Source organism: Streptomyces sp. BF23-19 (assembly GCF_041106355.1).
Lineage (GTDB): Bacteria > Actinomycetota > Actinomycetes > Streptomycetales > Streptomycetaceae > Streptomyces > Streptomyces virginiae_A.
Window position 1 is genome coordinate 121,280 of sequence record NZ_JBGBPT010000005.1, and the last position, 26,429, is coordinate 147,708.

The 26,429-nt window shown below is 73.5% G+C and carries 23 protein-coding genes and 3 pseudogenes; 18 read left to right on the forward strand and 8 right to left on the reverse strand.

What is annotated here, in order from left to right; genetic code table 11:
* Positions 1 to 23 precede the first annotated feature (23 nt).
* A complete protein-coding gene (locus tag AB8A24_RS04850; protein WP_328964601.1) occupies positions 24 to 428 on the forward strand; it encodes a metalloregulator ArsR/SmtB family transcription factor in 405 nt (134 codons plus the stop codon).
* On the opposite strand, the pseudogene AB8A24_RS04855 reads toward AB8A24_RS04850, so the two are convergent.
* Positions 353 to 682: pseudogene (locus AB8A24_RS04855) on the reverse strand (hypothetical protein); the annotation flags it as partial. The gene AB8A24_RS04850 and the pseudogene AB8A24_RS04855 sit on opposite strands and share 76 nt — an antisense overlap.
* A gap of 152 nt (positions 683 to 834) precedes the next feature.
* On the opposite strand from AB8A24_RS04855, the gene AB8A24_RS04860 reads away from it, so the two are divergent.
* The 5 genes from AB8A24_RS04860 to AB8A24_RS04880 all read left to right on the forward strand — a co-directional run bounded on the left by AB8A24_RS04860 (position 835) and on the right by AB8A24_RS04880 (position 6,614).
* Complete coding sequence (locus AB8A24_RS04860) at positions 835 to 2,226, forward strand: MFS transporter (protein ID WP_369474848.1); 1,392 nt, start codon at positions 835 to 837, stop codon at positions 2,224 to 2,226.
* Positions 2,223 to 2,807 carry an RNA 2',3'-cyclic phosphodiesterase gene (gene thpR, locus AB8A24_RS04865; protein ID WP_328964600.1) on the forward strand — a complete coding sequence of 195 codons (585 nt, stop codon included), beginning with the start codon at positions 2,223 to 2,225 and terminating at the stop codon, positions 2,805 to 2,807. Before AB8A24_RS04860 ends, thpR begins: the two co-directional genes overlap by 4 nt.
* A gap of 247 nt (positions 2,808 to 3,054) precedes the next feature.
* Entirely contained in the window at positions 3,055 to 3,243 is a 189-nt protein-coding gene (locus AB8A24_RS04870; RefSeq protein ID WP_328964599.1) for a hypothetical protein, read from the forward strand.
* Positions 3,244 to 3,630: 387 nt separating this feature from the next.
* Complete coding sequence (locus AB8A24_RS04875; protein ID WP_328964598.1) at positions 3,631 to 4,710, forward strand: hypothetical protein; 1,080 nt, start codon at positions 3,631 to 3,633, stop codon at positions 4,708 to 4,710.
* A gap of 101 nt (positions 4,711 to 4,811) precedes the next feature.
* The gene (locus AB8A24_RS04880) at positions 4,812 to 6,614 is read left to right on the forward strand and encodes an Ig-like domain-containing protein (RefSeq protein ID WP_369474852.1); all 1,803 of its coding nucleotides are present in this window, start codon (positions 4,812 to 4,814) and stop codon (positions 6,612 to 6,614) included.
* Between the two features lie 136 nt (positions 6,615 to 6,750).
* Here the strand turns inward: AB8A24_RS04880 and AB8A24_RS04885 are convergent, their stop codons facing one another.
* Both AB8A24_RS04885 and AB8A24_RS04890 read right to left on the reverse strand, forming a co-directional pair.
* Entirely contained in the window at positions 6,751 to 8,946 is a 2,196-nt protein-coding gene (locus tag AB8A24_RS04885) for an SdrD B-like domain-containing protein (RefSeq protein WP_369474854.1), read from the reverse strand.
* A 170-nt stretch (positions 8,947 to 9,116) separates the two neighbouring features.
* Entirely contained in the window at positions 9,117 to 10,280 is a 1,164-nt protein-coding gene (locus AB8A24_RS04890) for a Dyp-type peroxidase (RefSeq protein WP_369474856.1), read from the reverse strand.
* Positions 10,281 to 10,359: 79 nt separating this feature from the next.
* Here AB8A24_RS04890 and AB8A24_RS04895 point away from each other — a divergent pair, with 79 nt between their 5' ends.
* From AB8A24_RS04895 to AB8A24_RS04915, 5 genes are all read left to right on the forward strand, one after another.
* Complete coding sequence (locus tag AB8A24_RS04895; protein ID WP_369474858.1) at positions 10,360 to 11,700, forward strand: nitrous oxide reductase family maturation protein NosD; 1,341 nt, start codon at positions 10,360 to 10,362, stop codon at positions 11,698 to 11,700.
* Positions 11,697 to 12,440 (forward strand): hypothetical protein, encoded by a 744-nt coding sequence (locus AB8A24_RS04900; protein ID WP_328964593.1) that lies wholly within the window; start codon positions 11,697 to 11,699, stop codon positions 12,438 to 12,440. The genes AB8A24_RS04895 and AB8A24_RS04900 overlap by 4 nt, the downstream gene beginning before the upstream one ends.
* Before the next feature lie 689 nt (positions 12,441 to 13,129).
* Entirely contained in the window at positions 13,130 to 14,134 is a 1,005-nt protein-coding gene (gene dhaK / locus AB8A24_RS04905) for a dihydroxyacetone kinase subunit DhaK (protein ID WP_369474860.1), read from the forward strand.
* 51 nt (positions 14,135 to 14,185) lie between these two features.
* Positions 14,186 to 14,800 (forward strand): dihydroxyacetone kinase subunit DhaL, encoded by a 615-nt coding sequence (dhaL, locus tag AB8A24_RS04910; RefSeq protein ID WP_369474862.1) that lies wholly within the window; start codon positions 14,186 to 14,188, stop codon positions 14,798 to 14,800.
* Positions 14,797 to 15,240: a PTS fructose transporter subunit IIA gene (locus AB8A24_RS04915; RefSeq protein ID WP_328964590.1), complete on the forward strand. Its 444-nt coding sequence runs from the start codon at positions 14,797 to 14,799 to the stop codon at positions 15,238 to 15,240. The genes dhaL and AB8A24_RS04915 overlap by 4 nt, the downstream gene beginning before the upstream one ends.
* Positions 15,241 to 15,332: 92 nt before the next feature.
* On the opposite strand, the gene AB8A24_RS04920 is transcribed toward AB8A24_RS04915, so the two are convergent.
* Positions 15,333 to 15,719: an RNA-binding S4 domain-containing protein gene (locus AB8A24_RS04920; protein WP_266387876.1), complete on the reverse strand. Its 387-nt coding sequence runs from the start codon at positions 15,717 to 15,719 to the stop codon at positions 15,333 to 15,335.
* A gap of 295 nt (positions 15,720 to 16,014) precedes the next feature.
* On the opposite strand from AB8A24_RS04920, the gene AB8A24_RS04925 reads away from it, so the two are divergent.
* The 3 genes from AB8A24_RS04925 to AB8A24_RS04935 all read left to right on the forward strand — a co-directional run bounded on the left by AB8A24_RS04925 (position 16,015) and on the right by AB8A24_RS04935 (position 19,516).
* Positions 16,015 to 16,410, forward strand: coding sequence for a molybdopterin-binding protein (locus tag AB8A24_RS04925; protein WP_369474864.1), 396 nt, complete (start codon positions 16,015 to 16,017; stop codon positions 16,408 to 16,410).
* A 157-nt stretch (positions 16,411 to 16,567) separates the two neighbouring features.
* Positions 16,568 to 17,359 carry a molybdate ABC transporter substrate-binding protein gene (gene modA / locus AB8A24_RS04930; protein ID WP_369474866.1) on the forward strand — a complete coding sequence of 264 codons (792 nt, stop codon included), beginning with the start codon at positions 16,568 to 16,570 and terminating at the stop codon, positions 17,357 to 17,359.
* Between the two features lie 201 nt (positions 17,360 to 17,560).
* Complete coding sequence (locus tag AB8A24_RS04935) at positions 17,561 to 19,516, forward strand: ABC transporter permease (RefSeq protein ID WP_369474906.1); 1,956 nt, start codon at positions 17,561 to 17,563, stop codon at positions 19,514 to 19,516.
* A 100-nt stretch (positions 19,517 to 19,616) separates the two neighbouring features.
* On the opposite strand, the gene AB8A24_RS04940 is transcribed toward AB8A24_RS04935, so the two are convergent.
* The 3 genes and pseudogenes from AB8A24_RS04940 to AB8A24_RS04950 form a co-directional block, all read right to left on the reverse strand.
* On the reverse strand, positions 19,617 to 21,686 hold the full coding sequence (locus AB8A24_RS04940; RefSeq protein WP_328964587.1) for a SpoIIE family protein phosphatase: 2,070 nt from the start codon (positions 21,684 to 21,686) through the stop codon (positions 19,617 to 19,619).
* A 120-nt stretch (positions 21,687 to 21,806) separates the two neighbouring features.
* A complete protein-coding gene (locus tag AB8A24_RS04945; protein ID WP_369474868.1) occupies positions 21,807 to 22,475 on the reverse strand; it encodes a response regulator in 669 nt (222 codons plus the stop codon).
* A gap of 70 nt (positions 22,476 to 22,545) precedes the next feature.
* Positions 22,546 to 23,187 (reverse strand): annotated as a pseudogene (locus AB8A24_RS04950) (sensor histidine kinase); the annotation flags it as partial.
* Between AB8A24_RS04950 and AB8A24_RS04955 the strand changes: the two are divergent.
* Together AB8A24_RS04955 and AB8A24_RS04960 are read left to right on the forward strand one after the other, a co-directional pair.
* Positions 23,143 to 23,295, forward strand: a complete 153-nt coding sequence (locus AB8A24_RS04955; protein WP_369474870.1) for a hypothetical protein — start codon at positions 23,143 to 23,145, stop codon at positions 23,293 to 23,295. The pseudogene AB8A24_RS04950 and the gene AB8A24_RS04955 overlap by 45 nt on opposite strands.
* Positions 23,296 to 23,360: 65 nt before the next feature.
* Positions 23,361 to 24,083: a hypothetical protein gene (locus AB8A24_RS04960; protein ID WP_369474910.1), complete on the forward strand. Its 723-nt coding sequence runs from the start codon at positions 23,361 to 23,363 to the stop codon at positions 24,081 to 24,083.
* A 17-nt stretch (positions 24,084 to 24,100) separates the two neighbouring features.
* Here AB8A24_RS04960 and AB8A24_RS04965 read toward each other — a convergent pair.
* Positions 24,101 to 24,502, reverse strand: a pseudogene (locus tag AB8A24_RS04965) (DUF6777 domain-containing protein); the annotation flags it as partial.
* On the opposite strand from AB8A24_RS04965, the gene AB8A24_RS04970 reads away from it, so the two are divergent.
* Both AB8A24_RS04970 and AB8A24_RS04975 read left to right on the forward strand, forming a co-directional pair.
* Positions 24,396 to 24,827, forward strand: a complete 432-nt coding sequence (locus AB8A24_RS04970; RefSeq protein WP_328966162.1) for a hypothetical protein — start codon at positions 24,396 to 24,398, stop codon at positions 24,825 to 24,827. The pseudogene AB8A24_RS04965 and the gene AB8A24_RS04970 sit on opposite strands and share 107 nt — an antisense overlap.
* A gap of 248 nt (positions 24,828 to 25,075) precedes the next feature.
* Positions 25,076 to 26,371, forward strand: a complete 1,296-nt coding sequence (locus AB8A24_RS04975; RefSeq protein WP_328964583.1) for a streptophobe family protein — start codon at positions 25,076 to 25,078, stop codon at positions 26,369 to 26,371.
* Positions 26,372 to 26,429: the final 58 nt, after the last annotated feature.

The window sequence follows — 26,429 nt, forward strand, 5'->3', positions numbered from 1 at the left end:
GCCGGCCGCCCTACGATGAGCGCATGAGCGCAGGCAGACATCTCGCAGGTGCACACGGTGCGCAACCGGCGGGGGCGACGCCGGACGCGCCGGGCGTACCCGGTAGCCAGGTCACACCGGAGCGGGGTGACCGGCTGGAGGCCGCCGCGTCCGTGCTGGCCCTGCTCGCCGACCGCACCCGCCTGGCGCTCATGGAACGTCTCGGCCGGGGCGAGGCCGATGTCACCACCCTCACCGAGGCCTGCGGAGCCGCCCGACCGTCCGTCAGCCAGCACCTCGCCAAGCTCCGCCTGGCGGGGCTGGTCACCACCCGCAAGGACGGCCGCCGGGTCGTCTACGCGCTGGGGCACGGTCATCTGCGGCGGCTGGTGGACGAGGCTCTGAACGTCGCCGACCACCAGCTCGGTTCCCTCCCGCCGCACGACTGACCGGCGCGCCGGTCGGAGCCGCCGGTCGGACGGCCGGGTGCCGGGAGCTGTCCCGCGACGATCGCGGCGAGCGCGAGCCCGAAGCCCACGAGTTGGACCCTGCCGAGTGTCTGGCCGAGCACGACGGCCCCGAGCAACGCGGTGGAGGTGACGGGGAGCAGGCCGATGCCCCGGAACCACAGGACGAAGGTGGCCAGGCCGCAGACCAGGGAGAGCCACAGGTAGCCGAGGACCGCGGCCCTGCCGATCGCGGGCGCACGTAGGCGACCCGCCACGTGTCACCCGCCATCTGTCACCCACCACGTGTCACGCGCCCGAACGGCGCACGACAGGTGCACAGGTGCGCACATGTTGACTACGCTGGTCTCGACGTGCTGCCATCGATCCGCCGACCGGGACGGGGACCGTGCTGTCCGTACTGCGCAACAGCGCCTATCGCCGCCTGTTCACCGCCCAGGTCATCGCCTTGGTCGGGACCGGCCTCGCCACCGTCGCGCTGAGCCTGCTCGCGTACGAGCTCGCGGGCGAGGACGCCTCGGCGGTCCTCGGCACCGCCTTCGCGATCAAGATGATCGCCTACGTCACCATCGCCCCGGTGATCGGCGCGGTCGCCGACCGGATACCCCGACGCGTCCTGATGGCGGCCATGGACCTGATCCGCGCCGGTGCGGCGGCGGCCCTTCCGTTCGTCACCGAGATCTGGCAGATCCACGTCCTGATCTTTCTGCTCCAGGCGGCGTCGGCGGCCTTCACCCCCACCTTCCAGGCCACCGTCCCCGAGATCCTGCCCGCCGAACGCGACTACACCCGGGCCCTGTCGATGAGCCGGCTCGCCTACGACCTGGAGAGCCTCTTCAGCCCGGTCCTGGCCACGGCGCTGCTCACCCTGGTCTCGTACGACTGGCTGTTCGCCGGCACGACCGTCGGATTCCTCGCCTCCGCCGCGCTCATCGTCGCCACGGCCCTGCCCGGACCCGCCCCGATCGAGCGCACCGGCGGCGTGCGCGCCAAAGCCCTCTTCGGCACCCGCCTCTTCCGAGCCACGCCCCGGCTGCGGGCCCTGCTCGCGCTCGACCTCGCGGTCGCCGCCGCCGGAGCCGTCGTCCTCGTCGACACCGTCTCCCTGGTACGCGGCCACCTCGACCGCCCGGCCGGCGCCGTCCCGCTCGCCCTCGGGGCGTACGGCGCCGGCTCCATGGTGACCGCGCTGCTCCTGCCCCGCTTCCTGCAACGCTCCACCGACCGTGCCGTGATGCTCCGCGCCGCCTTCGCCCTCCCGCCGGCCCTGGCGGCCGGGACCGTGCTCACCGCGACCGAGCCGCGCGCGTGGTCCTGGCCGGCGCTCCTGGCCGTCTGGGCAACGATCGGCGCCGCCTGCTCGGCCGTCCTGACTCCGGGGGGCCGGGTGATCCGCCGCTCCACCGCCGCCGCGGACCTGCCCGCCGCGTTCGCCGCCCGGTTCTCCCTCTCCCACGGCTGCTGGTTGCTCACCTACCCGCTCGCCGGCGGGCTCGCCACGGGGGCGGGGCTCCCCCTCACCGTCCTGGTCCTGGCCGCCGTCTCCCTGTGCGCCGCCACGGCCGCGGCGGCGCTCTGGCCGGCCCGGGACCCGGACCGGCTGGACCACGTACATCCGGACCTGCCGCCCGGGCACCCGCACCTCGCCGACGCCCGCCCCGCCACCGGCGGTTGGCGACACGGGCACCACTACGTCATCGACCGGCTCCACCACCGCCGGCCCGGAAGTCGGAGCAAAGATGACGGAAGGTGCCCGGACAGGATACGAAGACCCTCGTGAGTGAAAAGACCCAGGCGGAGACCGTCCGCGTGTTCATAGCGCTGGCCCCGCCCGACGAGGCGAAGGAAGAGCTGGAGCAGCGGCTGGAGCCGACCTACGCCGCGTACCCGCGCATGCGCTGGAACCGTATCGAGGACTGGCACATCACCCTGGCCTTCCTCGGCGAGCTCCCGGTCACCGCCGTCGAACTCCTGCGACCGCCGCTCGCGGAGCTCGCCGAGGCCCGGCGGCCCCTGCGGCTCGCGCTGCGCGGCGGCGGGCACTTCGACGAGCGGGTCCTGTGGACGGGGATCGATGGGGACCTCGACGGACTGCACCTCCTCGCCGCCGACGTGCGCGCCGCGGTCACCGACTGCGGCATCCCCTTCCACGGTCGGCCGCTGCGCCCCCATCTGACGCTGGCGCGCTCCCGCCGCCACGACACCACCAGCGCGGTGGAGGCCGCCGACGGGCTCGACGGTTTCACCGGCCGCCCGTGGGAGACCCGTCGCCTCCACCTCGTCGGAAGCAACACCGGCCGCGGTCCCGGCCCCATCCACTACCGCGACATCCGGTCCTGGCCCTTCGAGGGCGGCGGCTGACGCCGGCGCCGCCGGTGCGCGCGGGACCGGCACGGGTTCACACCACAGCCTCCTCCCCGGGAGCCGCCGGCCTCGTACCGTGGCGACGGACGGACCGCCCCCGGGGTTCGTAGGTGGTCCAGCCCGAGCTGAACACCCGCCGAAATGCCGGATGGAGTGGCATGAGGACGCTGATCAACTTGCCCTGGTTCGGCACGGCCGCAGGTCAGGACCATCCTGGGGACATCGAGGTCGGCAAACTCCCAGCATGAGCCACAACGGCGAGGCCTACGCCGCCGACATCGAGCGGATGGTCGCGGACGACGTGTACCGGATCTCCGAGCAGACTCTGTCCTCCGCTGCCGCATTCCGCAGCAGTGCCGCCACGGTTTCCACCTGCTCGATCTCGCGGACCGGATCTCCTCGTCGGCCGCCGTCAGAGGCGAAGCGGGCCTGACTCGGTGACGCGCGCAGCCCCTGGGTCCGGCGGCCGGCGCTCCGATACCCAGGCGCAGATCCGCCTCCGGCCGCATGCCTGCAGCAGCGGCCCAGGGTCGCGCGCCTCCGAAACCGCTACTGGCGAGTACCGCATCTGCTAGGTGAATTCATCGAATCTGCCTTACTTGCAGCCCTATCTGACTGATACATTCCGCAAGCGCAATCCGCATGCTCGTCAGCTCGCGGCGGCCCACGACCTGGTCCGCCCGGCTCTCCACCCCTTCGCCGACGCGCTCTCAGGGGTGCCCCTGGCGCTCCTCCACGGCCCCGCACCCGCACCGCGACACCGCCATGCGCCCGCGGCCGGCCGCCTCAAGCCGAGATCCACTCCGAAAGGGACATTTTGATGAGAAACATGCTTCTGCGGCGCTCTGCCGCGGGGAAGGCGCTGGTCGCGGGCGCTCTGCTGATCCTGGCCATACCGGGAAGCGCGTACGCCAACACGGTCGGTGTGACCGTGCAGACCCCCGGGGCCACCGCGGGTCCCGGCTCCGCCTTCTCCGAGATCACGACCAACGCCGCCTGCAGCAGCGGCCTGATCTCCGGTGGCGGGATCAACCAGGCCATCGGCACCGGCACTTCGTCGAACGGCAACAAGATCAACGGCACTTCGCCGAGCCCCGACGGCAGCACCGAGTACCTCGGCTCCACGGGAGTCGTCGGCACCGACGTGACCTACTGGCTCGGCATCGGCGGGAGCGGCGGCGCGGTCAACGCCTCCTTCTCCAGCACCCCGTACGCGATGTGCTTCAGCAGCAGCCTGATCAACCACACCCAGGTGGTGATGAACAAGGTCGCCGGACCCACCACCAGCTCGACGGTGGGCCTCGTCACCGCGACCTGCCCGGCCAACACCCGGCTGCTCGGCGGCGGAGCGCGCATCACGCCCGCCGGCGTCGGCAGCCTCAAGCCGATCGCCGGCTTCCCCACCTTCAACGACTCCGCCCACTCCTACGGCCAGAAGGCCGCGGCCGACGGCGAGACCAACCCCGACTCCTGGAGCGCCGTGGGCTGGAACGGCGGCGGCGGCGACAGTGGCAACACCACGTACGCGTACGCCATCTGCAGCGGCAACAACATCAACATCGGCGGGACGACCGTCAAGGTCCGCTTCTCCGAGGTCAGCGGCCCCACCGCCGGCACCAGCGGCTCGACCGTGACCGTCGGCTGCGGCCAGAACGACGGCAAGCTGGTCAGCGGCGGGGCCGCGATCAGCGGAGGCAGCGTCACGACCACGAACTTCACCGGGCCGGGCTCCCCGGGCGACCACCTCAACGGCAGCTACCCCAGCGACTCCGGCGGCAACCCGCTCGCGAACGGGACCACCACGGCCTCGTACTGGTCGGCCTTCACCCACACCGGGGCCCCCAGCTCCCCGAACACCTACTCCGACGTCTGGGCGCTGTGCGCCGACGACGGCGTCTGAGCCCCCGTAGCGCGGTCGCCGCAGCCATGGCCACGGTCGTGGCCGGCTGCGGCCCTGCACAACTCGTCTCCCAAGTAACGTCGTTTGGAACCCTCTTGAGCATGTACCGATCGAAGATCCTGAAGGCTGCCGCCGCGGCCGGGCTGGTGGCCGCCGTGATGGCGCCCCTGCCCGCGACGGCCGATCCGTCGGCCCCGACCGCCGCCGGCCCCTGCGGCGCGGGCGGCGTCTTCACTTCCGCGCCGCCCAGTTGCTCCTACACCGCCGTCGCCACGGACACCTTCACCGTCCCGGCCGGGGTGACCGCGGTGACGGTCGATCTCTTCGGCGCCGAGGGCGGAAGCGCGGCCGGCTTCGTCCTCCCCAGCCCCCCGAACGACGGCGCACCCGGCGGACTGGGCGGCGAGACCCGCGCGGACCTGGCCGTCACGCCGGGCCAGAGCCTCCAGATCACCGTAGGCGGAGTCGGCAGCTCGGGGACCTCCCGGAAGGGCGAGTACGCCCGCCCCGGCGGCCGCGGCCACGGCTCCGGTGGAGGCGGCGCCCACGGCGGCGGCGGTTCCGGCGGCGGCGCGAGCGATCTGCGTACGGGCGCCTTCGGCGGCGCCGACCGGGTCCTGGTGGCCGGCGGCGGCGGCGGCGCGGGCAACGGCGGGCCGCTGCTGCACGGCGGCCACGGCGGTGGGCTCGAAGCGCAGCCCGGCGGCCAGGGCGGCGGCCCGGAGGGCTCCGGCCTCGCGGGCGGCGGTGGAACCCTGTCCGCCCACGGGGCGGGCGGACCCCGCAACAACACCGTCGGCGCGCCGGGAGGCGCGGGCAGCGACATCGACCAGTACGGCAGCCAACCCAACCCCGGCAGCGGTGGCTCCGGTGGCAACGGCGGTGGCGGCGGCAACGGCGGTGGCGGCGGTGGCGGCGGCTACTTCGCCGGTGGCGGCGGCTCCGGCGGCGGTCGGCCCGGCGACCTCGCCGGGGCCGGCGGAGGCGGTGGCAGCAGCTACGCGGCGCCCTCCGCCACCGGAGTCACCCTCGCCCAGGGCGTCAACCGGGGCAACGGAAAGGCGGTGGTCACCTTCCGGTACGGAGCCTCGCTCGCGGTGGCCGCGGACACGGCCACGCCGCTGTTCGGCCACGCCGTCACCCTCACCGCCACCGCCACCTCGGCGAATCCGGCGACGGACGCCCCGGGCGGAACCGTCACGTTCCTCGACGGGACGACCCCGCTGGCGACCGTCCCGCTGAACGCGGGCCGTGCGCAGCTGCGTACCGGCGCGTTCCAGCCCGGCAACCACTCGATCACCGCGACGTACAGCGGGGACGCGAGCCACACGCCGGGCGCGACGGCGGCGCCCTCGGGGGTGACGGTGGGATTCAGCCGGCCGTGCATCACCACCGCGCGCGTCGGCGCCCTGACCGTGCGCGCCGGCCAGGCGCTCTGCTTCGGCTCCGGCGGCAGCCAGACGGGCCCGGTCACGGTGGCGCCGGGCGGGTCCCTGGCCCTGTCGGACGCACGCGTCGCGGGTCCCGTCTCCGCCGAAGACGCTCTCGCCGTGAGTGTCTGCGGGTCGTACCTCACCGGCCCCGTGTCCGTCACGGGGACTGCCGGTTACGTGCTGATCGGCTCGCAGGACGAGGCGGCGGGCTGCGCCGGCAACACGTTCCAGGGGCCGCTGAGTCTCTTGGGCAACACGGGCGGTCTCCAAGCCTCGGCCAACACCGTCACCGGACCGGTGCAGATCGACGGCAACAGCGGCAGCGGCCTGCGGGCCGGGGAGGACGTCCCGGCGTTCCAGGCCAACGGGGTCACCGGACCGCTGCGCTGCGAGGGCAACGAGCCGAACCTGGTACAGACGGGCACGGTCGTCACGGGCCCCCGAACGGGCCAGTGCCGCCAGGCGCGGTAGCGAGCGGCAGCACGGCGAGGCACCCGGGACCGTCGTCCCGGGTGCCTCGCCGCATCCCGCTCGCCCCTGCCGGCCGGACCGCCCACGGATGCCCGGTACACGGTCGCCCTGGCCTGCTGCGGGACGCAGGAGGGGGTCAGAGGCGGTTGATGAACAGGCCGGCGTCGATGGTGTGGTCGACGGTGCCCGGTACGCCGCTGGTCACTTCGGCGGTGGCGTACTGGCCGGTGGCCACAGTCTCGGGGACGGCGTCGGAGTCGATGTCCGTGGAGCCCGGGCCGGCGCTCTGCACGGGGGACCATACGAGGCCGGTCGCGGCGGGCGGACGGCGGGAGTTGATCACGCTGGTGTCGGCGGTGGACTTGTCGAAGCGGATCTTGTACTTGGTGTTGGGACGGACACCGTGCTCGGGGCCGAAGTAGTAGGCGCCGTCCGCGCCGGTGCGGACGGTGGCCATCAGGGTGCCGTCGTCGGCAAGAAGTTGGACGGTGACGCCGGGAATGCCCGGTTCGTCGTCGTCGACGCTCTGCGCGCCGCCCTTGTTGCGGTCGTACCAGACACGGCTGCCGATCTGGACGGCCGGCTCGTCGCAGAGCGTCTCCAGGTCACCGAGGCCATTGGCCTTGCCGAAACCGCCGTCGAGCGGGTCGTTGAGCTTCTGGATGCTGAAGCCGTGCTCGAAGGTGTTGGTGCCGCGGCTTCCGGTGTTGCGGTCGAAGAAGCCGATACCGCCGGTCCAGGCCTGGTTGGTCGGGTCCAGGGCGGTGCCGGCGAGGCGGCCCTCGCGCAGTGAGAGGCCGATGGCGCCCTGGGCGACCTCCTGGTGGACGTTGGGCCAGTTCTCACCCGGGTAGAACTCGACGACGTTGGCGGCCTGGCCGCCGTTGGGCCGGGTCGGGGCGTTGTTCGGGCAGTTGCCGGTGCCCTCCCACTCGAAGGAGCCGTCCGCCTTGCGGCAGGCCCGGTTCAGGTCGCCGCCCGAGATGGTGGAGTGCAGTCCGCTGTAGGCGGTGTTGGGGTGCTCCATCTGGAAGCCGGTCATGTCGGCGAAGCGGTCCCGGAAGCCGAGGACCATGTCGCCGTTGCTCTCGATGGCGATGTCGCTGAGGATCGGCTCGGGGTGGGCGACGATCTGGCTCGGCGCCGGGAAGGTGGCGGCGCTGGTCGTCCACGGGTACCAGCGGTTGGACGAAGGAGTCCCGACGGCGGCTTCTCCGCGCGGGAAGTTGAGGGCCTTGGTGAGGAGCGGCGTCGCACCGAAGGTCGCGGTGACCGGGTTGTAGGTCCACACGGCCGCTTGGAGATCGGCCGCGTTCTGGGTGGACTCGGCCGAACAGGTACCACCGACGTACACGACGCCGTCGCGCACGCCGAGTCCGAAGGGCCGCCAGTCGCTCGCGGCCCGGCAGCCCGGATTGGGGATGGCCACGGAGGTCACCGGCGCCGCGGCGGTCGGCTGCCCGGCGTCGTACGTGTACAGGCGGCGGTCGTTGAGATTGACGGCGTAGAGCTGCCGGTTGTTCTCGGAGATGTCGATGTCTCCGAGGGACTCCTTGCCGACGGTGCCGACGAAGGGTCCGTCGAAGCGGACGGAGTCCTGGTGCGCGGTGGTGCCGGCGTTGGGGACGGTGGTGAACAGCGTGGTGGCGCCGCCGGCGCGGGGGGTGACGTAGATGGCACCCTGCCCCGAAGGACCGTAGACGGTGTGCCGCTTGGCGTGGGCGCCGGTGAAGATGCGGCGCTGCGCCTTGTGGTAGGCGACGCCGTAGGTGTTGCCGGTGTCGTTGCGCGTGGCGAGGGTGGTGGTGTTGCCGCTGTTGCTGTCGCCGCGTTCGTTGAAGTCGAAGGTCACCGTGGTGCGCACGCCGCCGGACTTGGTGGCCGCGACCTGGCAGACGGTGCTCAGCCGGGGGTTGTCCTCGCACCAGTCGGCCGGGTTGCGCACACCCATGGTGAGCTCGGCGTCCCCGTCGATCACGTCGATGACGGTGGCGTTCGACGCGAGGCCGCCTGCGGCGCCGAAGGTGGGCTGGAGGAAGGAGCCGTTGGGCATCTTCATCCGGACGTAGTACTTGCCGCCGGTAAGGGTGGTGTTCGGCGGAAAGACCGCGTATCCGTCGGGACCGGTCACTGCGGTGACCTGGTTGCCGTCGACGTCTGTCAGCTCGACGGTGATGCCGGCTGCCGGGGGTTCGGCCGCGCCGTCGTGGCGGCCGTCGGTGTTGGAGTCGCGGATGACTTTGATGCGGACGGTGCCGTCGCTGGGATCGGCGCCGAGGGCGGGCTGCTGGAGCATGCCGGTGGTCAGGGCGAGGCCGGCGGCGACTGCCACCAAGGCCTTCCTCAAGGCTCTCAAGACTCTCCTCGATGTCACACAAAGTGGCGATGAATACGTTGAGTGACCATCGTTTCGTGTTGTCGATCTTCCCCGAAAGGCTGCGGCGTTCGATTCGCACCATTGAGTGACCCGTCCCACCGTGGGGTGGGCCCTGAAGAACGGATTCAGCTCCGCTCCCCCAAGAGGCCTCTACCAAGGGGCCGTTCGGGCGTGAACGCAGGCGGAACGAAGAAGGCTGCGGAGGCGGTGGCGGTCACGAACCGCATCAGGTCGTCGCCGTCGTCGAGGCGTCGCTGCGTGGCGATGAAGGTCCGGAGCCGGCGCTGGAAGCTGACGAAGAGCAACCCTTGGTCGTCGGGGCCGTTGCGGTAGCTGTATCCGCGGCGGAGCATCCTGCCGCTGCCCGTGGCGTTGGGATTGGCCCGCCGGGCATGCGCCATGGCCGGCACCAGGTACCGGCCGCGCGGTGTCTTCGCCGACAGATCGAGCCGGCCCAGCGCCTCCCCGCCGCTGAGCGGTGCGCCGTCCGCCTTGCGGCGGCCGATCGCCTCCTCCTGCCGGACGACGGACTGGTCGAGGAAACCGGTGACGTCGACGCGCAGCCGCCTCACGACGGCGATCGTCCCGTCGGCGAACGGGCCGGGACCGTCCAGCCACACCTCCCGGTCCAGTTCGGGGCGCGTGCGGGGGTTCTCGATCCCGTCGGGGAAGCCCAGCAGGTTGCGGACAGGCCCGCCACCCGGCGGCCGGAAGCCCGCCTGCGACCACCGGCCCGACGCACCCCCGGCGGTGAGGATCTCGGCAAGACGCTTGTCGGCGAGGGCGACGGAGACCGGGTCGTTCGCGCACACCTGCACCAGCAGGTCACCGCCCCACGTCCGATCCGTCCGTTCCTCGCGGGCGAAGGCCGGCAGTTCCAGCCCGCCCGGCAGCCCCTGTCCGGCGGATCCGACCGGACGCGGCCCCAATCCCACGGTCACGGTCAGGCCCGCGGCCTCCACGCCCAGCGCCTCGCCGGGTTTCCCGGTCAGCTCCAGGACAGCCTCTCCCAGCCGGGCGGCCACCTGGGCGGGACCGGCTTCCGAGGGGAGGTCGTACACCGACACCACCGCGTGGGTCTGCGGTTGCGCCGGGCGGTCGACCCCCGCCTGATGCGTGTCGGCCGGTTCGACCCCGCCACGCACGGGGGACCCGTCTCCCGCCGCGCGCGGTCCCGGCAGGGTGACCGAGTGGGTGTCGGGCCGACAGGCACCCAGGGCCGCCGCGATGGGCAGCAGACCGAGCAAGGACCGGCGAACCATCGAAGAGTTGTCACGCTGCGTGTTCATGTGAGTACTCTACGCAGTAATGATCGACGGCCGACCGTCGCGGCCCGCACCGCACGCTCCCGGACGAGGACGTCACACCGTGTCCGTTTCCCACTCCCCACACCGACTCCGACTTGCCGCCGCGCTGTTGGCCTGCGTGGCGGCGACCGCCTGCGCCGCCGGGACCACCGGCCCGGGCGACGACGCCCCGCGCGGTCCCGTCACCATCCGCGTACCCGCCGAGGCACCGACCGTCACCGCCGCACTCGAACGGGCCCGCCCCCACGACCTGGTACTGGTCTCACCCGGCCGCTACCGAGAGACCGTTCGGCTCCGCACGCGCCAGGTGACCCTGCGCGGCACCGACCGCAATCGGGTGGTCATCGACGGCGAGGGCCGACGCGGCAACGGCGTCGTGGTCACCGCGCCCGGCGTCACCGTCGAGAACCTCACCGTCCGAAGCCACCTGCAGAACGGCGTCCTGGTGACGGGGCTGAAGAACGGCGACGAGGGCGTCGGGCGCGGCAGCGACGGCTACCACCGCCTCGACCCGGTGACCGACCCTCCGCTCGACGGCTTCCGCATCCGCTACGTCACCGCGGCGAACAACGGCCTCTACGGTATCTACGCCTTCAACGCCCGCCACGGGACCATCGAGCACAACTACGCGTCCGGCAGCGCCGATTCGGGTATCTATGTCGGTCAGTGCAAGCCGTGCGGGATCCTCGTGCGCGGCAACACCGCGGAGCGCAACGCGGTGGGCTACGAGAACACCAACGCCAGCGGCCCCTTGTGGATCGTCGGGAACCGCTTCACCGGCAACCGGGTCGGGATGACCATCGGCTCCGATTACCTCGAAGCCCTCACTCCCCAGACCGGAGCCACCATCGCCGGCAACCTCATCGCAGGCAACGCCGCCCCCGGCACCCCCGAACAGGCCGATGGCGGCTACGGGATCGGCCTCGGCATCGCCGGCGGCCGCGACAACACCATCACGCGCAACCGCATCACCGGCCACCCCCGGGCCGGCCTGGTCCTCACCTCCACCGAGGACCTTCCGCCCGTCGGCAACCGGGTGACCGACAACGTCTTCGCCGCCAACGCCTTCGACGCCGCCCACCTCGCCTCGGCCCTTGCTCCCGGCACCGGCAACTGCTTCACCGGGCCGGTCGGGCCCACGGTGCCCGCGGACCTGGCGACGGCCATGGCCTGCCCGGGTCGCACCACCCCCGCGCCCGGGGGCCACGCACTGCCCGCCACCCCGCCGGCACCTCCCGGGCTCCCGTTCCTCGACGTCCCCCTGCCCCCCGCGCAGCCCCAGCTCCCCCGAGCCGCCACCGCACCGGCCACACCCGCCACAACGCCCGCACCGGTCGATCCGGCGGACGTCCCCGTGCCCCCACCGACGTTGCTCGCGGAGCACAGCCGGGACCGCCGATGAACCGCCGCACCTTCCTGTCCGCTGTGCCGGCGTCCCTGCTGGTGCTCACCGCCTGCTCCGCCCCGTCCCGCGACACCGAGGCCGCCGCACCCCGACGCCTCACTTCCGCGGAAGCCGACCGCATGGCGCTGGCCCGGTTCGCCACCTACCGTCGGGGCACCGGCGACGTCACCGCCACCGTCCCGTCCCACCGCCGGACCATCACCCTCACCGGGCGCATCGACTGGCGCGGCCACCACGGCTACGCGGAGATCCGCGACGACGGCACACCCCCCACCCAGGAGCTGGTGCACTGGAGCCCGCAAGGCGTCGCCACCCGCCCCCGCTGGACCGGGGGGCTCCCGGACCGGCCACCCGCCTCCGGGTGGGAGTTCCATCCGCTCCGGCCGCACTCGACAGCGCTGGACTCCCTGCTGCTCCTCCTCCTGCACCTCGGCTCCGACAGGCCCGACAACGCACAACTCCTGGCCCACAGCGACGCACGCTGGCTGCGCGACGACCGGATCGACGACGTCCCCGTCATCGTCGCGGCCGGCCCGGGAGCCCCGGGCGCCCCTGCGGGACGCGGCCGGCTCGGCAACACCCGCTACTGGATCGACGCCGACGGCCGGCTGCTGCGCTTCCAGGCCCGCCTCGGCGGCGAGGTCCGGTGGGCCACCGCCGAACTCCACCCGAACCGCCCGGCCGAGCCCCTTCCCGACCTGCCGGCCCAGCTCGCGCGGGCAACCGCTCCGCGTTGACCAGGGGCACGGCCGCGACCAAGACCAAGACCGCCCACGCAAGGGCCATGCGTGCCGGTCGGAGGTACCGGCGTCGGGGACGAGGGCCGCGTCCACACGCCGGTACGAAACGTCCGTCAGCCCGGCCTCGACGCACTGCCGAGCGGTGAGGTGGAGCAGGTAGCGCTGGTGGTCGGCCTGTTCCCCGGCCGTCGTCCCGCAGTGCCGGTCTAGGACTCGACCATGTGGTTGTCGGGGGTGCTGGGCCAGGACGATCCGCGCCTCGGGGTCGCTGCCGTCGAGGACGGGCGGTCATCCGGCGGACGGGAGGAAAGGAGGAACGGGCCTGCGGGAGGCAGGCCCCCACGAGAAGCGGGTCGCCGAGGAACCGACCGCGCATGGATGGGCGGTCAACCCGTGGGGCGGGGATTCCGCCTGTCGCCGCAGCGCCGCCAGAGCACTGCGCCACGCCCGAGACCCCGTCCGCCTGTCGCTGCGGGGGTGGGCTCCCCTACCGTCGAAGTGAGCGGTGCGTAGTCGGCATGCCACCTGACGGGTCATCATCGAAGTCGGCAAGAGGCCGGCATCAGTACCTCCGGAACCCGCTTTCAGACGCCGAGGACCGCCGAGGTCGACATAGCGACCTGAGCACTCTGACCTGCGAAAACACTACTCAGAGAGTCACCTGTCAACCTCACCGGGAGATGCCCATGAGAATGCTGATCAACAGTCCGCAGACCGTGGTCGCCGACGCCCTGCGGGGGATGGCGGCCGCCCATCCCGAGCTGGACGTCGACGTCGAGCGGCGGGTCGTCGTACGGCGGGACGCGCGCGCCGGCGGGCGGGTCGGGGTGGTGTCCGGGGGCGGGTCCGGGCACGAGCCGCTGCATGCCGGGTTCGTGGGGTACGGGATGCTGTCGGCCGCGTGTCCCGGGGAGGTGTTCACCTCGCCGGTGCCCGACCAGATGGTGCGGGCGGCCGCGGCCGTGGACTGCGGCCAGGGGGTGCTGTTCGTCGTCAAGAACTACACCGGGGACGTGCTGAACTTCGAGATGGCCGCCGAACTCGCCGAGGAGGACGGCCTGCGGATCGAGCGCGTCCTGGTCGACGACGATGTCGCGGTGACCGACAGCCTGTTCACCGCCGGGCGCCGCGGCACCGGGGCCACCCTGTTCGTCGAGAAGATCGCCGGGGCGGCCGCCGAGGAAGGGGCGCCGCTGGAACGGGTGGCCTCGCTCGCCCGGCGGGTCGACGAGTGCTCACGGAGCTTCGGGGTGGCGCTGAGCGCGTGCACCACGCCCGCCAAGGGCAGCCCGACCTTCGACCTGCCGGACGGGGAGCTGGAGTTGGGCATCGGCATCCACGGCGAACCCGGCCGGGAACGGCGCCCGATGATGTCGGCGCGGGAGATCGCCGAGGTCGCGGTGGGCGCCGTGCTGGAGGAGCTCGCGCAGATCGGGCCGGCAGACGGTCCGGTGCTGGCCCTCGTCAACGGGATGGGGGCGACCCCGCTGCTGGAGCTGTACGGCTTCCACGCGGAGGTGGCGCGGGTGCTGGCCGAGCGCGGTGTGCCGGTGGCTCGGGCGCTCGTCGGCAACTACGTCACATCGCTGGACATGGCGGGGTGTTCGGTGACGCTGTGCCGGGCCGACGAGGAGCTGCTGCGGCTGTGGGACGCGCCCGTCCGCACAGCGGCGCTGCGCTGGGGTCTGTGAACGTATGGTGGCGGTGGGACCGGCCCGACGGGTGCGAGGCGAGGAGATCCGGTGCGTGACGCAGAGTTCTTCCGGCGCTGGATGGCGGCCGCCGCGACCGCGGTGGAACGGGAGGCGGACCGGCTGACCGAGCTCGACTCCCCCATCGGGGACGCCGACCACGGGAGCAATCTGCTGCGGGGCTTCACGGCCGTGCGCGCCGCCCTGGAGGCCGAGCCGACGGCCGCGGCGCCGGGCGCGGTGCTCCAGCTGGCCGGCAGGACGCTGATCTCCACGGTCGGCGGGGCGTCGGGACCGCTGTACGGGACGCTGCTGCGGCGCACGGGCAAGGCGCTCGGGGAATCGGCCGAGGTGTCCGACGCGGAGCTGCGCGCGGCCCTGCTCGAGGGGGTCGGGGCGGTGGCGCAGCTGGGCGGGGCGACGCCGGGCGACAAGACGATGCTGGACGCGCTGGTGCCGGGGGTGGCCGCGCTGGCCACGTCGTACGCGGCGGCCGGGACCGCGGCGGAGAACGGGGCGCTGGCGACGGTGCCGATGCGGGCGCGCAAGGGACGGGCCAGCTACCTGGGCGAGCGGAGCATCGGCCACCAGGATCCGGGGGCGACCTCGTCGGCGCTCCTGCTGGGGGCGCTGGCGAACGTGGCGGAGCCGGCGGGTGCGCGGTGACGGCCGAGCGGCAGGGGCCCGGCTCCACGCCCGACGCCGGCCCGGCCCTGGTCGGCATCGTGCTCGTGTCGCACAGCGCGCGGGTCGCGGAGGCGGTGGCCGAGCTGGCGCGCGAGCTGGCCGCCGGCGGACCCGTGGCTCCGGTGGCCGCGGCGGGCGGCACGGCCCTCGGCGGGCTCGGCACGAGCGCGGAGCGGATCGTCGCGGCCGCCCGGGAGGTGGACCGCGGCGCCGGGGTGGGCCTGCTGGCCGACCTGGGCAGCTCGGTGCTGACGGTGAAGGCCCTGCTGATGGAGGACGAACTCCCGCCGGGGTCGGCCCTGTTGGACGCGCCGTTCGTCGAGGGCGCGGTGGCGGCGGTGGTCACCGCGTCCACGGGAGCCTCCCTGGCGGCGGTCACGGCGGCCGCCGCGGAGGCGTACACCTACCACAAAGCCTGACACCCCTGAGGCTGCGCCTCGCACCTCTCATGCCTGCGCCTCGCCGGTCAGGCCGGACACCGCGAGCCCGGCCTGACCCCGAAAGAGATGGCCTAGGGCCGGCCGCGGAGGGTTTCGATCTCGCGGCGCTCGCGCTTCGTCGGGCGGCCCGCCCCCCGGTCGCGGATGCCGACCACGGCGGCCTCCACGGGCGTGGGCGGCGGCGGGCTGTTGTCGATCAGGCACTCGGCGGCGACGGGGGCGCCGACCCGCTTGGACACGGGCCGCTTGACGACGACGATCCGCTCGCGCCCCGCGTGGAAGAGCCGTACCTCGTCCCCCGCGCGCACGGGCTGCGCCGGCTTGGCGCGCTCTCCGTTGACCTTCACGTGGCCCGCCCGGCAGGCGGTCGCCGCGATCGAGCGGGTCTTGGTCAGGCGCACGGACCAGATCCACGCGTCGACCCGTACCGTGCCCGTTCCCGTTCCCTCATCAGCCATGCCCCGACTCTAGTGCTGTGACCAGAAAGGTCCACCGGGTCACGGCGCCCGGTACGGCACCTCGCCGCGTTGTCGGACCACGGAAGTACGTCCGGTACGGCCCGCGGCCCTCCGCCTTGCGATGCACCGCACCCGACACCGCGACCCGGCAAACCCTTCCGGCCACAGCACTAGCGAGCCGGGTGCGGTGGGCCGGAACGAGTTTTGGCAGATGCGCCAAGAAGTATGGCATCTGCCATGGAGATCAGGCCAAAAGAATTGCAAATGCGCCACACGTACCCATACGTTGTCGCCCATGCAGTCCTACACCATCGGACAGGCGGCGCGTCTGCTGGGCGTCAGCCCGGACACCGCTCGCCGCTGGGCCGACGCCGGCCGGGTCGTGACCCATCGCGACGAAGGCGGCCGACGCCTGATCGACGGACGCGACCTGGCCGCCTTCTCCGTCGAGGTGGGCCAGGGTGCCCACCTCGAGGACGGGGAGCCGTACACCTCGGCGCGCAATGCCTTTCCCGGCATCGTCACGGCCGTCGAACTCGGCCACGTGGCCGCCCAGGTCGAGATCCAGGCAGGTCCCCACCGCCTGGTCTCGCTGCTCACCCGTGAGGCCGTCGAGGAGCTCGGGCTGGAGGTCGGCATGCGGGCCACCGCCCGCGTGAAGTCCACCAGCGTGCACATCGACCGCACCTGATCCGGACGGCGCCGCCCGCCGTCCACCCGCGGTCCCCCGCACCACCCGCTCGGCATCACCGAACGTCCCCACCCGCTCCGCCCGTCACCGGCGCGGGTCACCACCGCGCGGTTCCGGCACCAGGCCGGCCGCCGACCCGACCGAGGAGCATCTGCTCATGTCCCCGTTCACGATCCGTCGCACCGCCGCCGCCGCGCTGACCGCCGCCCTGCTCGTGCCGCTGGCCGCGTGCGGCAAGGGCGAAGACGACAAGGCCGCCGCCGACCCCACCCCCGAGCCGAAGGCCGTGAACCTCACGGTGCTGGCCGCCTCCTCCCTCACCGACGTCTTCAAGACCGCGGGTGAGGAGTACCAGAAGACCCACCCCGGCACGAAGATCACCTTCTCCTTCGCCGGTTCGCAGGAGCTCGCGGCCCAGGTCAAGCAGGGCGCCCCGGCCGACGCGCTGGTCACCGCCGACACCAAGACCATGGACGGGCTGAAGGCCGATACCGGCGACGCCACGATCATCGCCAAGAACCGCCTGGTCATCGCGGCCACCAAGGCCAACCCGTTCAAGATCGACGAGCTCAAGGACCTCGCCGACACCAAGATCAAGGTCGTGCTCGCCGCGCCCGAGGTCCCGGTCGGCCGCTACAGCAAGCAGATCCTCGACGCCCAGAAGATCGAGGTGAAGCCGGTCTCCCAGGAGCCCAACGTGCGTGCCGTGCTGAGCAAGGTCGAGCTCGGTGAGGCCGACGCCGGTCTCGTCTACAAGACCGACTCCGCCAAGTCCGGCGACAAGGTCGTCACCGTGGACATCCCGGACGACCAGAACGCGGTGGCCTCCTACCCGGCCGCCACGCTGAAGCAGTCCAAGAACGCCACGGACGCGGCCGCCTTCGTAGCCTGGCTGAGCACCCCCGAGGCGCAGAAGATCCTTCAGGACGCGGGCTTCCAGAAGCCGTAACCGCCGTACGACCCACGCCCCTGAGGGGCTGCCTGTACCGGGGGGACAGGCAGGCCCTCTCGGCGTTCACGCACACGGACCCCCGGACCCACCACCGAACGCCCGCCACCCGCCACCTACGCTTCTCCCCGCATCCGACACCCGCAGCAGCCAGGAACCGTGATGAGCAGACTCCGCAGCCGAACCGGCACGCGCTCCGGCATGCGCGGCCGTACCCGTGCCCGCACCCGGCCCCCGTTGGCCCTCGCGGTCCCCGCGCTGCTCGCCGTCGCGTTCCTGCTGCTCCCGCTCGTCGGCATCCTCGTCCGTACCCAGTGGGGCGAGCTCGGCGATCACCTCACCAGCCCCGGCGTGGTCGAGGCCCTGAAGCTCTCGCTGCTGGTGTCCCTGTGGGCCCTGGCCCTCTCGCTGCTCCTCGGCGTACCGCTGGCCTGGCTGCTGGCCCGCGTCGAGTTCAAGGGCAAGGCCTTGGTCCGCTCCCTGGTCCTGCTCCCGATGGTGCTGCCGCCGACCGTCGGCGGTGTCGCCCTGCTCCTCGGCTTCGGCCGACGCGGACTGCTCGGGCCCTGGCTGGAGGGCACCTTCGGGATCACCCTGCCGTTCCACACCTCGGGCGCCGTCGTCGCGGCCACGTTCGTCGCCATGCCGTTCCTGGTGATCAGCCTCGAAGGCGCGCTCGGCGGTCTCAGGCAGAGCTACGAGGAGACCGCCGCCTCGCTCGGCGCCTCGCCGGTCCGGGTGTTCTTCACCGTGACCCTGCCCATGGTCGCCCCCGGCCTCGTCGCCGGCGCGGCGCTGACCTGGGCCCGCGCGCTGGGCGAGTTCGGGGCGACCATCACCTTCGCCGGGAACCTGCCCGGGACCACCCAGACCCTGCCGCTCCAGGTGTACCTGCTGCTGCAGGACAAGCCCGAGGCCGCCACCTCCGTCTCGCTGCTGCTCCTGGCGATCGCCATGGGTGTACTGATCGCCCTGCGCGGACGCTGGACGGGCACCCCGGTGGCCCGCGAGGCCGCTCCGGCGCCGGTCCCCGAGGAACCGCCCACCGAAGGCGCCCGCACCTCCGGCAGCGCCCGCACCACCAACGGCGTCGACGGTGTCGCGCCGCCCCACGGCAGCGGCCGCTGGCCCCTGCACGCCACCGTCACCGGCTTCAACGAGCTCACGCTCGATGCCGAACCCGGCACCACCATCGCCGTGGTCGGCGAGAACGGCGCCGGCAAGACCACCCTGCTGCGCGCCCTCCTCGGCCTCACCCCGCGGGCCCACGCCCAACTGCGGCTCGGCGACACCGACGTCACCGCCCTGCCCCCGCACGAGCGACAGGTGGCCTGGGTACCGCAGGACGGGGCGCTGTTCCCGCACCTGACCGCCGTGGCCAACACCGCGTACGGGCTGCGCGCCCGCGGGGTGCCGCGTGCGCAGGCCCGTCGCGAGGCCCTGGCCTGGCTGGACCGGCTCGGTGTGCTGCACCTCGCCGGCCGCAGGCCCGCCCAGCTCTCCGGCGGCCAGGCCCAACGGGTGGCGCTGGCCCGGGCGCTGGCCGCCCGCCCCCGGCTCCTCCTGCTGGACGAGCCGCTCGCCGCGCTCGACCAGACCACCCGGGCCCACGTGCGGCACACCCTGCGGACCCACCTGGCGGGCTTCGGCGGGGTCTGCCTCATCGTCACGCACGACCCCGTCGAGGCGGTGTCGCTGGCCGACCGGGTCCTCGTACTGGCCGACGGCCGCGCCCTGCAGGACGCACCGCCCACCGAGGTGACCCGGCACCCGCGTTCCCCGTGGGTGGCCCGCATGCTCGGCCGCAACGCCTGGCCGGGCACGGCGTCGGCCGACGGGCTCACCCTCGCGGCGGGCGGCCGGCTCGTGGTCGCCGAGACGCTGCCCGAGGGCGCGCAGGCGCTGGCGATCATCGCTCCGGAGGCGGTCTCCGTGCACACGGACCGGCCGGGCGGCAGCCCCCGCAACGTCTGGCCGGGCACCGTACGGGAGATCACCGCGGTCGGCAGCCGGCTGCGGGTGCTGGTCTCCTCGGACACCGCGCCCGATCTGGTCGCCGAGATCACCCCCGACGCGGCGGCCGAACTGGGCCTCGTGGACGGCGCCGCGGTGTGGACGAGCGTGAAGGCCACCGAGGTCGCACTGGTACGCCTCTGACGGCGCGGGTCCCAGGGTCCTGGGCCCGGTGGGGACCCGATAGGCCCGGCAGGTCCGGCAGGGACCGGTCCGGGTGTCCGGCAGGCGTTCCACCCGGCTCTCAGGCGGCGTCCTCCGGGGCCACCAGCTCGAACTCGCACCACACGCACTTCCCGCCGCCCCTGGGCTCCACCCCCCACTCGTCCGCGAGCCCGTCCACCAGCATCAGCCCGCGCCCCGACACCGCCCAGTCGCCCGCCTCGCGCCGCCTCGGCAGGGCGCTGCTGCTGTCCTCCACCTCGATCCGGATCCGGCCCTGCGCCGTGAGCCGCATGCTGACGTGACCGCCGCCCTCCGTGTGGACCAGGGCGTTGGTCATCAGCTCGTCCGCCGCCAGTTCGATCTCGTCGGCCCGGTGCCGCGCGCCCCAGGCCGCCACCGCCGCCCGGATCAGGTGCCGGGCCAGCGCCGGGGCCTTCGTGTCGCCCGGCTCCAGTCGTTGCTGCAGCGGACCGCCGCCGCGCGCGGTCGGGGTGCCGCGGCGGCGCAGGACGAGCATGGCCATGTCGTCCCCGCCGCCCGAGTCGCCGACCAGGTCGCACAGCACGTCGGCGAGTTCCTCCACGTCGATCGGGCCGCTGTGGACCGCGGCCAGCAGCTCCCGCATGCCGCTGTCCGGGTCGGCGCCGGGGCGTTCGATCAGGCCGTCGGTGCACAGCAGCAGGGTGTCCCCGGGGTGCAGTTCGAGGCTGGTGACGGGGTAGCCGGAGCCGGTTCCGGACTGCTCTCGGGGCGGCAGGCCGAGCGGCAGCCCGCCGGCCACCTGGACCCGGTGGACGCTGCCGTCGCCGCGCCGCACGACCGGATCGAGGTGCCCGGCGCGGACCAGCCGGGCCATCCCGGTGGTGAGGTCCACCTCGGCGTAGGTGCAGGTGGCGAAGCGTTCCGTCTCCAGCTCGCGCAGGAAGGCCGAGGCCCGGGCCATCGCCGCGCCCGGCGTGTGCCCCTCGACGACGTAGGCGCGCATCACGATGCGCAGCTGCCCCATGACGGCGGCCGCGTCCGTGTCGTGGCCCTCGACGTCGCCGATCATCACCCCGACCCGGCCCTCGCCGAGCGGGACCACGTCGTACCAGTCACCGCCGATGTCCCGCCCCATCCGGGCGGACCGGTACCGTACGGCGATCCGCGCGCCCGGCACGTCCGGGATCCGGCGGGGCAGCATGGCCCGCTGGAGTCCCTCGGCCAGGTCGTGCTCCTGCTCGAAGAGGATGGCCCGCTGGAGGCTCTGCGCGACCCCGCTGCCGAGCGCCATCAGCAGGTTCCGTTCCTCGGCGGTGAACTCGCCCTCCCGTGTGTAGAGCAGCCCGAGCGCTCCGATGGGTCGTCCCTGGGCGATCAGCGGAAGGTAGACGCCGCTGCGGACGGACAGCGGCTCGATGTACGGCCACAGGTCCGGGTAGCGGTGCTGGAACTCCTCCCGGGAGACGAGGATGACCGACTGCATGGTGCGTACGGCCTCGCTCATCGGGAGCCGCGCGTCGATCCTCGTGTACTCGATCTCGGGCACGTACGAGCCGAGCTGCCCCTCCGCGACGAGGTGGATGCGGCCGCCGTCGACGACGCCCAGCATCACGCTGACCGCGCCGAGGTGTCCGAGGGCCTGCGGGTCCTTGAGGATGTCGGTCACGTCGTTGACGGTGCGGGCGTGGGCGAGGATGGCGGTGGTCCGCTCCACGACGCCGGTCATCCGGCGCCGCCCCTCGATCTCCTCGCCGCCGGCACCGGGCTCACCGGGGTCGTGGGCTGCGTCGCGGAGGATCCCGATGACGCGGTACGGGCGACCGGACGGGTCCCGCAGGATGTGTCCCTGGATATGGGTCCAGGTCGGTGAACCGTCGCGCGCGCGGCTGCGGACGTACGCCCCGTAGTGGCTCCGGCCGTCCTTGATCGCCTGCGCGACCCGGGTGTCGAGCCGGGCCTCCTCACCGGGTGCCAAGCGGCTCCGGAGTCCGCCGGGGGTCCCGTCGTACTCGTCCGGGCGCAGGTCGAGCACCTCGAGGGCGGTGGGATCGAGGTACATCCGTCCGCCGTCGAGGTCCCAGTCGAAGGTGCCCATGCGGTTGAGCGCGAGGCTGGTGTCCGGCCTCGCCGGCCAGCCGACGGCGGGTTTCTCTGCCCTACGGGCCATGCAGCCAGGGTCTCACTCCCGCCTGCCGGTGTCCCTGCGGGAGCCTCGGGCACCCTCCGTGCCCGGTCCGACACGCCGCAGGTCGGGCCATGGGGCCGAGGCACCGGCGGGCCGGGCGGCTCAGTGCCGTGTGTCGTCCGGCAGGGCCGCGTCATGGACCAACAGGGCGATCTGGACCCGGTTGTTGAGGTCGAGCCGGGTCAGGATCCGGGACACGTGGGTCTTCACCGTGGGCAGTGCCAGGTGGAGGTCCCGTCCGATCTCCGCGTTGGACAGGCCGCGCCCGACCGCCAGGGCCACCTCGCGTTCGCGCTCGGCCAGCAGCGCCGGCCGGGCACGGGCCGAGGTCGCCCGGGTGTCCCGGCCCGAGTCGCCCGCCACCCGGTCGATGAGCCGGCGGGTGACGGCCGGGGAGAGCACCGGGTCGCCGGCGGCCACCGTCCGGATGGCCGTCACGATCTCCTGCGGCGGGGTGTCCTTGAGGAGGAACCCGGCCGCTCCGGCCCGCAGCGCCCGCAGGACGTGCGCGTCGGTGTGGAAGGTGGTCAGGACCAGCACCTCCGGAGCTCCGGGCAGCGCCCGGAGCCGCTCGGTGGCGGCCAGCCCGTCGACGCCGGGCATCCGGATGTCCATCAGCACCAGGTCGGGGCCGTGCGCGGCGACCAGTGCGGGCACCTCCGCCCCGTCCGCGGCCTCCGCGACCAGCTCGCTGTCCGGAGCGCCGCCCAGCATCAGGCGCAGCCCGGCCCGGACGATCGCGTCGTCGTCGACCAGCAGCAGGCGGATCACCGGCGCCTCGTCTCCCGTCTCTCGTCCCGTCCTTCGTGCCCCGGGTCCGGGTCCCGTCCTCGTCCCCCGGTCAGCCCTGCCAGGGTAGCCAGGCCCGTACCCCGAACCCTCCGTCGGCCGGTAGGGCCGTCAGGTTCCCGCCGGCCAGCCGGGCGCGTTCGGCCAGCCCGATCAGTCCCTGCCCGCCGCCTTCGGCCGGCCCGGGGGCCGCGCCGGGGGCCGGATCCGGTCCGGGTGGCCGGGTGTTGCGGACCTCCACCGTCAGCCCGTCGCCCGGGCCCCCGGTCACCCTTACCTCGGCGGCCGAACCGGGCGCGTGCTTGCGTACGTTGGTCAGCGCCTCCTGCACGATGCGGTACGCCGTACGCCCCACCAGGGCGGGTGGCGCGGCCCCTTCGGGCGGTCCGGCCAGGTCGATCGGTCCGCCCGCGGCCCTGGCCTCGGCCACCAGGCGGGGCAGGTCCGCCAGTTCCGGCTGCGGTCGCTCGCCGCCCTCCGCGATCCCGGTACCCGGCCCCGCCCGGAGTACGCCGATCACCTCGCGCAGGTCGTGAAGCGCCAGGTGGGCGCTCTCGCGCATCACCCCGGCGGCCCGCTCGATCTCCGCCCGCGGGGCGCCGGGATTGAACTCCAGGGCGCCCGCGTGCACGCTGAGCAGCGACAGCCGGTGGCCGAGTACGTCGTGCATCTCGCGGGCGATCTCTTCGTCCGCTTCCTCGCCCCCGACGGCTACGAGATCTACAGCTACCTCGTCATGATCGCCCTCGGTCTCGCGGTGGGCGCCGCGGGCGACACGCTCTCCCGCCGAGGCCGCGGCTGATCCTCGCTCCGCCGCGCGCCGGTCCGTGACGGTGCCTCCTCCCCGCGCGGGGAGGAGGCACCGTCATGGGCGGGGGCGGTCAGCTTTCCTGGGCGGGGGCCTCGGGCTCGGGCCGCTGGGGGGCCGTCCGGGCCGGTTCCGGCTTCGGCTGCGGCGCTGCCGACGGCGGAGCGGACGGGGGTGCGGCCGAGGTCTGCGGACGCGGCGCGGAAGACCTGGGAGTCGCGGCGACCGTGGGAGATGCCGGAGCCGCTGTGGTCGCGGGAGCGGACTTCGGCGTCGGTGACTGCGCGGTAGGCGCGGAGGGCGGCGTCGAAGGTGTCTGCGAGGCCGGCTTCGAGGGCGACTTCGACTCGGCGGACGACTCCGAGGGGGACGCCTTCGGTGACTCGGCCGGGGTCGTCTTCGGTGACTCCGACGGAGTCGGCTTGGGTGACTCGGAGGGAGACTTCTTCGGTGACTCCGACGGAGACGGCGACGGCGACTTCGAGGGCGACTCGGACGGCGACTTCGAGGGCGACGTGGAGGGGGACTTCGACGGGGACTCCGAAGAAGACTTCGAGGGCGACGTCGACGGGGACTTCGACGGGGACTTCGACGGTGTCGGCGAGGTCCCGGACGGGGTCGGCCTCGGCGAGGTCCCTGACGGGCGCGGGTTCGTCACCGTCGGGGTCGGCGTGAGCGGCGGCGTCGGGACGGGCGGCGGCGGAATCGGCCGGTCGGGCTTGGGCTTGCCCTGGTGGTCGCCCTTGGGGCGCTCGTACCACTGGTTGTCACGGTGGTCGTAGATCACGATCTTGTTGATGACGGTCGGCGCCGGTGCGATGGCCACCACCTTCGTCGGCTGGTAGGAGGGCCACGTCTGTCCGAAGCGCTTCGGGGCGGCCTTCAGCGCCACCGGCGGACCCAGCGGGTTCCCGCACGCGCAGCGCACCCGCGGCACGCCCCGGTCATCCACCAGCACGGCCGTCCCGGCCTGCAGCACCGCCTGATAAGGGACGAGCTTGCCGTCCCGGTAGCTGTTGTTCGTCACCCGGGTGTCCATCCGCAGCTGCACCGAGGTGAGCGAGCGGAGGTAGCCGGGAACGGCGGCCGGCTGGATGCCGAGCCCCGAGGCGAAGGCCGCGTTCTTGGCGGGGTCCGCACCGAGCGATCCGATCAGCTTCTCGACGTCACAGCTGGCGACGTTCCTGGTGCCGCCGTACACGCCCGGCGCGGAGCCGCTGACGCTGCGGGTGCCCACCGGCCCGGTCGGGCTGGCGCTCGGACTGACCTGGGCGGTGCCCGTGCCCTGGGGAGAGGGTGGTGGGCTCTCCGGCGGGGGCGGCGCGTCCTTCACCACCGTGGACTCGGTGAAGGGGTCGGGCCCGGAGGCGGCGACCGGCTGCAGGAACACCTCGCCCCCGGCGTTGTCGGTGGTCCCGCTCGGCCGGGTGAGGACCACGGCCAGCGCCACGACCGCCGCCACCGCGACCAGCGCGGTGGCCAGCCGTGGCACGGAGCGCCACCAGGGACCGTTCGCCGGTCCCTGACCCGGGCCACTCGGGCCTGCCGGGCCTCCGGGCCCACCCGGCGGCGCCGGAGGCGGCGGTGGCGGAGGCCCCTGCTGCCCGCCCGAGAGCGGGCCGGAGGGCGGCCCGGTGGGGCGTTCCGAAGACGGCGGTCGGCCGGACGGTTGTGTGGTCACGGGCTCTTCTTCCCAGGAGGAGTGAGTTCCCCGGGGACCATTGTGTGCGCCGTCCGGGTGGTGCCCGCAAGCCGAGGGTGTCACGGTGGCAGGGTGAGTCCGACGCCAGGATCGTCATCGTCGGGGGGCTCCGCGAGGGCATGGCGGGACGCCCTCGTCGCCGTCGTCGCGGGCTTCGTGGTGATGGCCGTGGTCGCCGCCGCCGGGCTGTTGTGCGCGGGCGCGGGCGACCTGCCGGGCGGTGCGTTCCCGCATGTGGTCGCCGCCGTCGTGGTGATGGCGGCGGGCGGTTCGCTGGAGGTGTCGGGCGGTGCCGGTTCGCTGGCGGGGGCCGAGGTGAGTCTCTCGGTGGTCCCCCTCTCGGTGAGTCTGGCCGGCGCCCTGATCACCGGCTACCTCTTCCTGCGCCCCCTGCACAACCGGGCCGTGGCTCGACCCCGCGAACTCCTCGGCCGTGCGCTCCCGTTGGTCGTGCTCTGGCTGCTCGCCCTGACCGGGGCCGCCTTCCTCGCCCGCGAGACCTTCGGCATCTCCACCGGTGACTCCCCCATCGGGACCATCACCGAACTGCTGGACTCCGCGCCCACGGTGGGTTTCCAGGCCGACCTGCCGGCCACCCTCCTGTACGGACTGCTCTGGATCCTGGGCCTGTTGCTGATCGCCCTGCTGGTCTCGCGCCGCGCCCCGCTCCCGGCCCGGCTGGTCCGCTTCCACTCGGCGCTGCGCCCGGCGGCCTTCGCCACGATGCTGCTGCTCCTCGCCTACGTCGTCCTCGGCATCGGGGTCGGTGTGGTCGTGGCCGCCACCCAGGGCCATACCGATCGGACCCTGGCCGTGATCCTGCTCGGGCTGCCGAACCTCGTCTGGCTCGCGCTCACCCTGGGCTTCGGCGGCGCCTGGGAGGGCAACGTCGAGGGACCCTTCGGGCTGCCGATGCCACAGTTGCTGGACCAGGTCCTGCGCGGCTCCGACCCGTCCCGGATCGACGTCTCCGCGCTCGCGGAACAGGACTCCCGGGCGTGGTGGCTGGTGGTGGTGGCCGCCGTCCTGCTGCTCGGCACGGGCGTCCTGGCCGCCGTACGCTCCCCCGCCCACGTCCGCCCCTGGCAGCACGCCCTCCACCTCGGCGTGGCCCTGGCCCTGGCGACCCTGGCGGTCTGCCTGCTGGGCCGGATCCAGGCGCAGTTCGGCCTCTCCCTGCTGGGCATCGGTGAGGTGGACGGCCTCGGCGGCCAGGTGCGGCTGGATCCCGTGCTGTGGCGCAATGTCGGGCTCGGGCTGCTGTGGGGCGCGGTGGCGGGCTTCCTGGGCGCCCTGCTGGCCCGTCCGCTCCACCGTGGTGGCCGGGTCGACGCACCGGCCACCACGACCGACGGGGCGCCGCAGTAGGACGGTCGGCACGACGTCCGAACGGGTTTCGCGGACCGGAAACGGATCGAGCCGTACC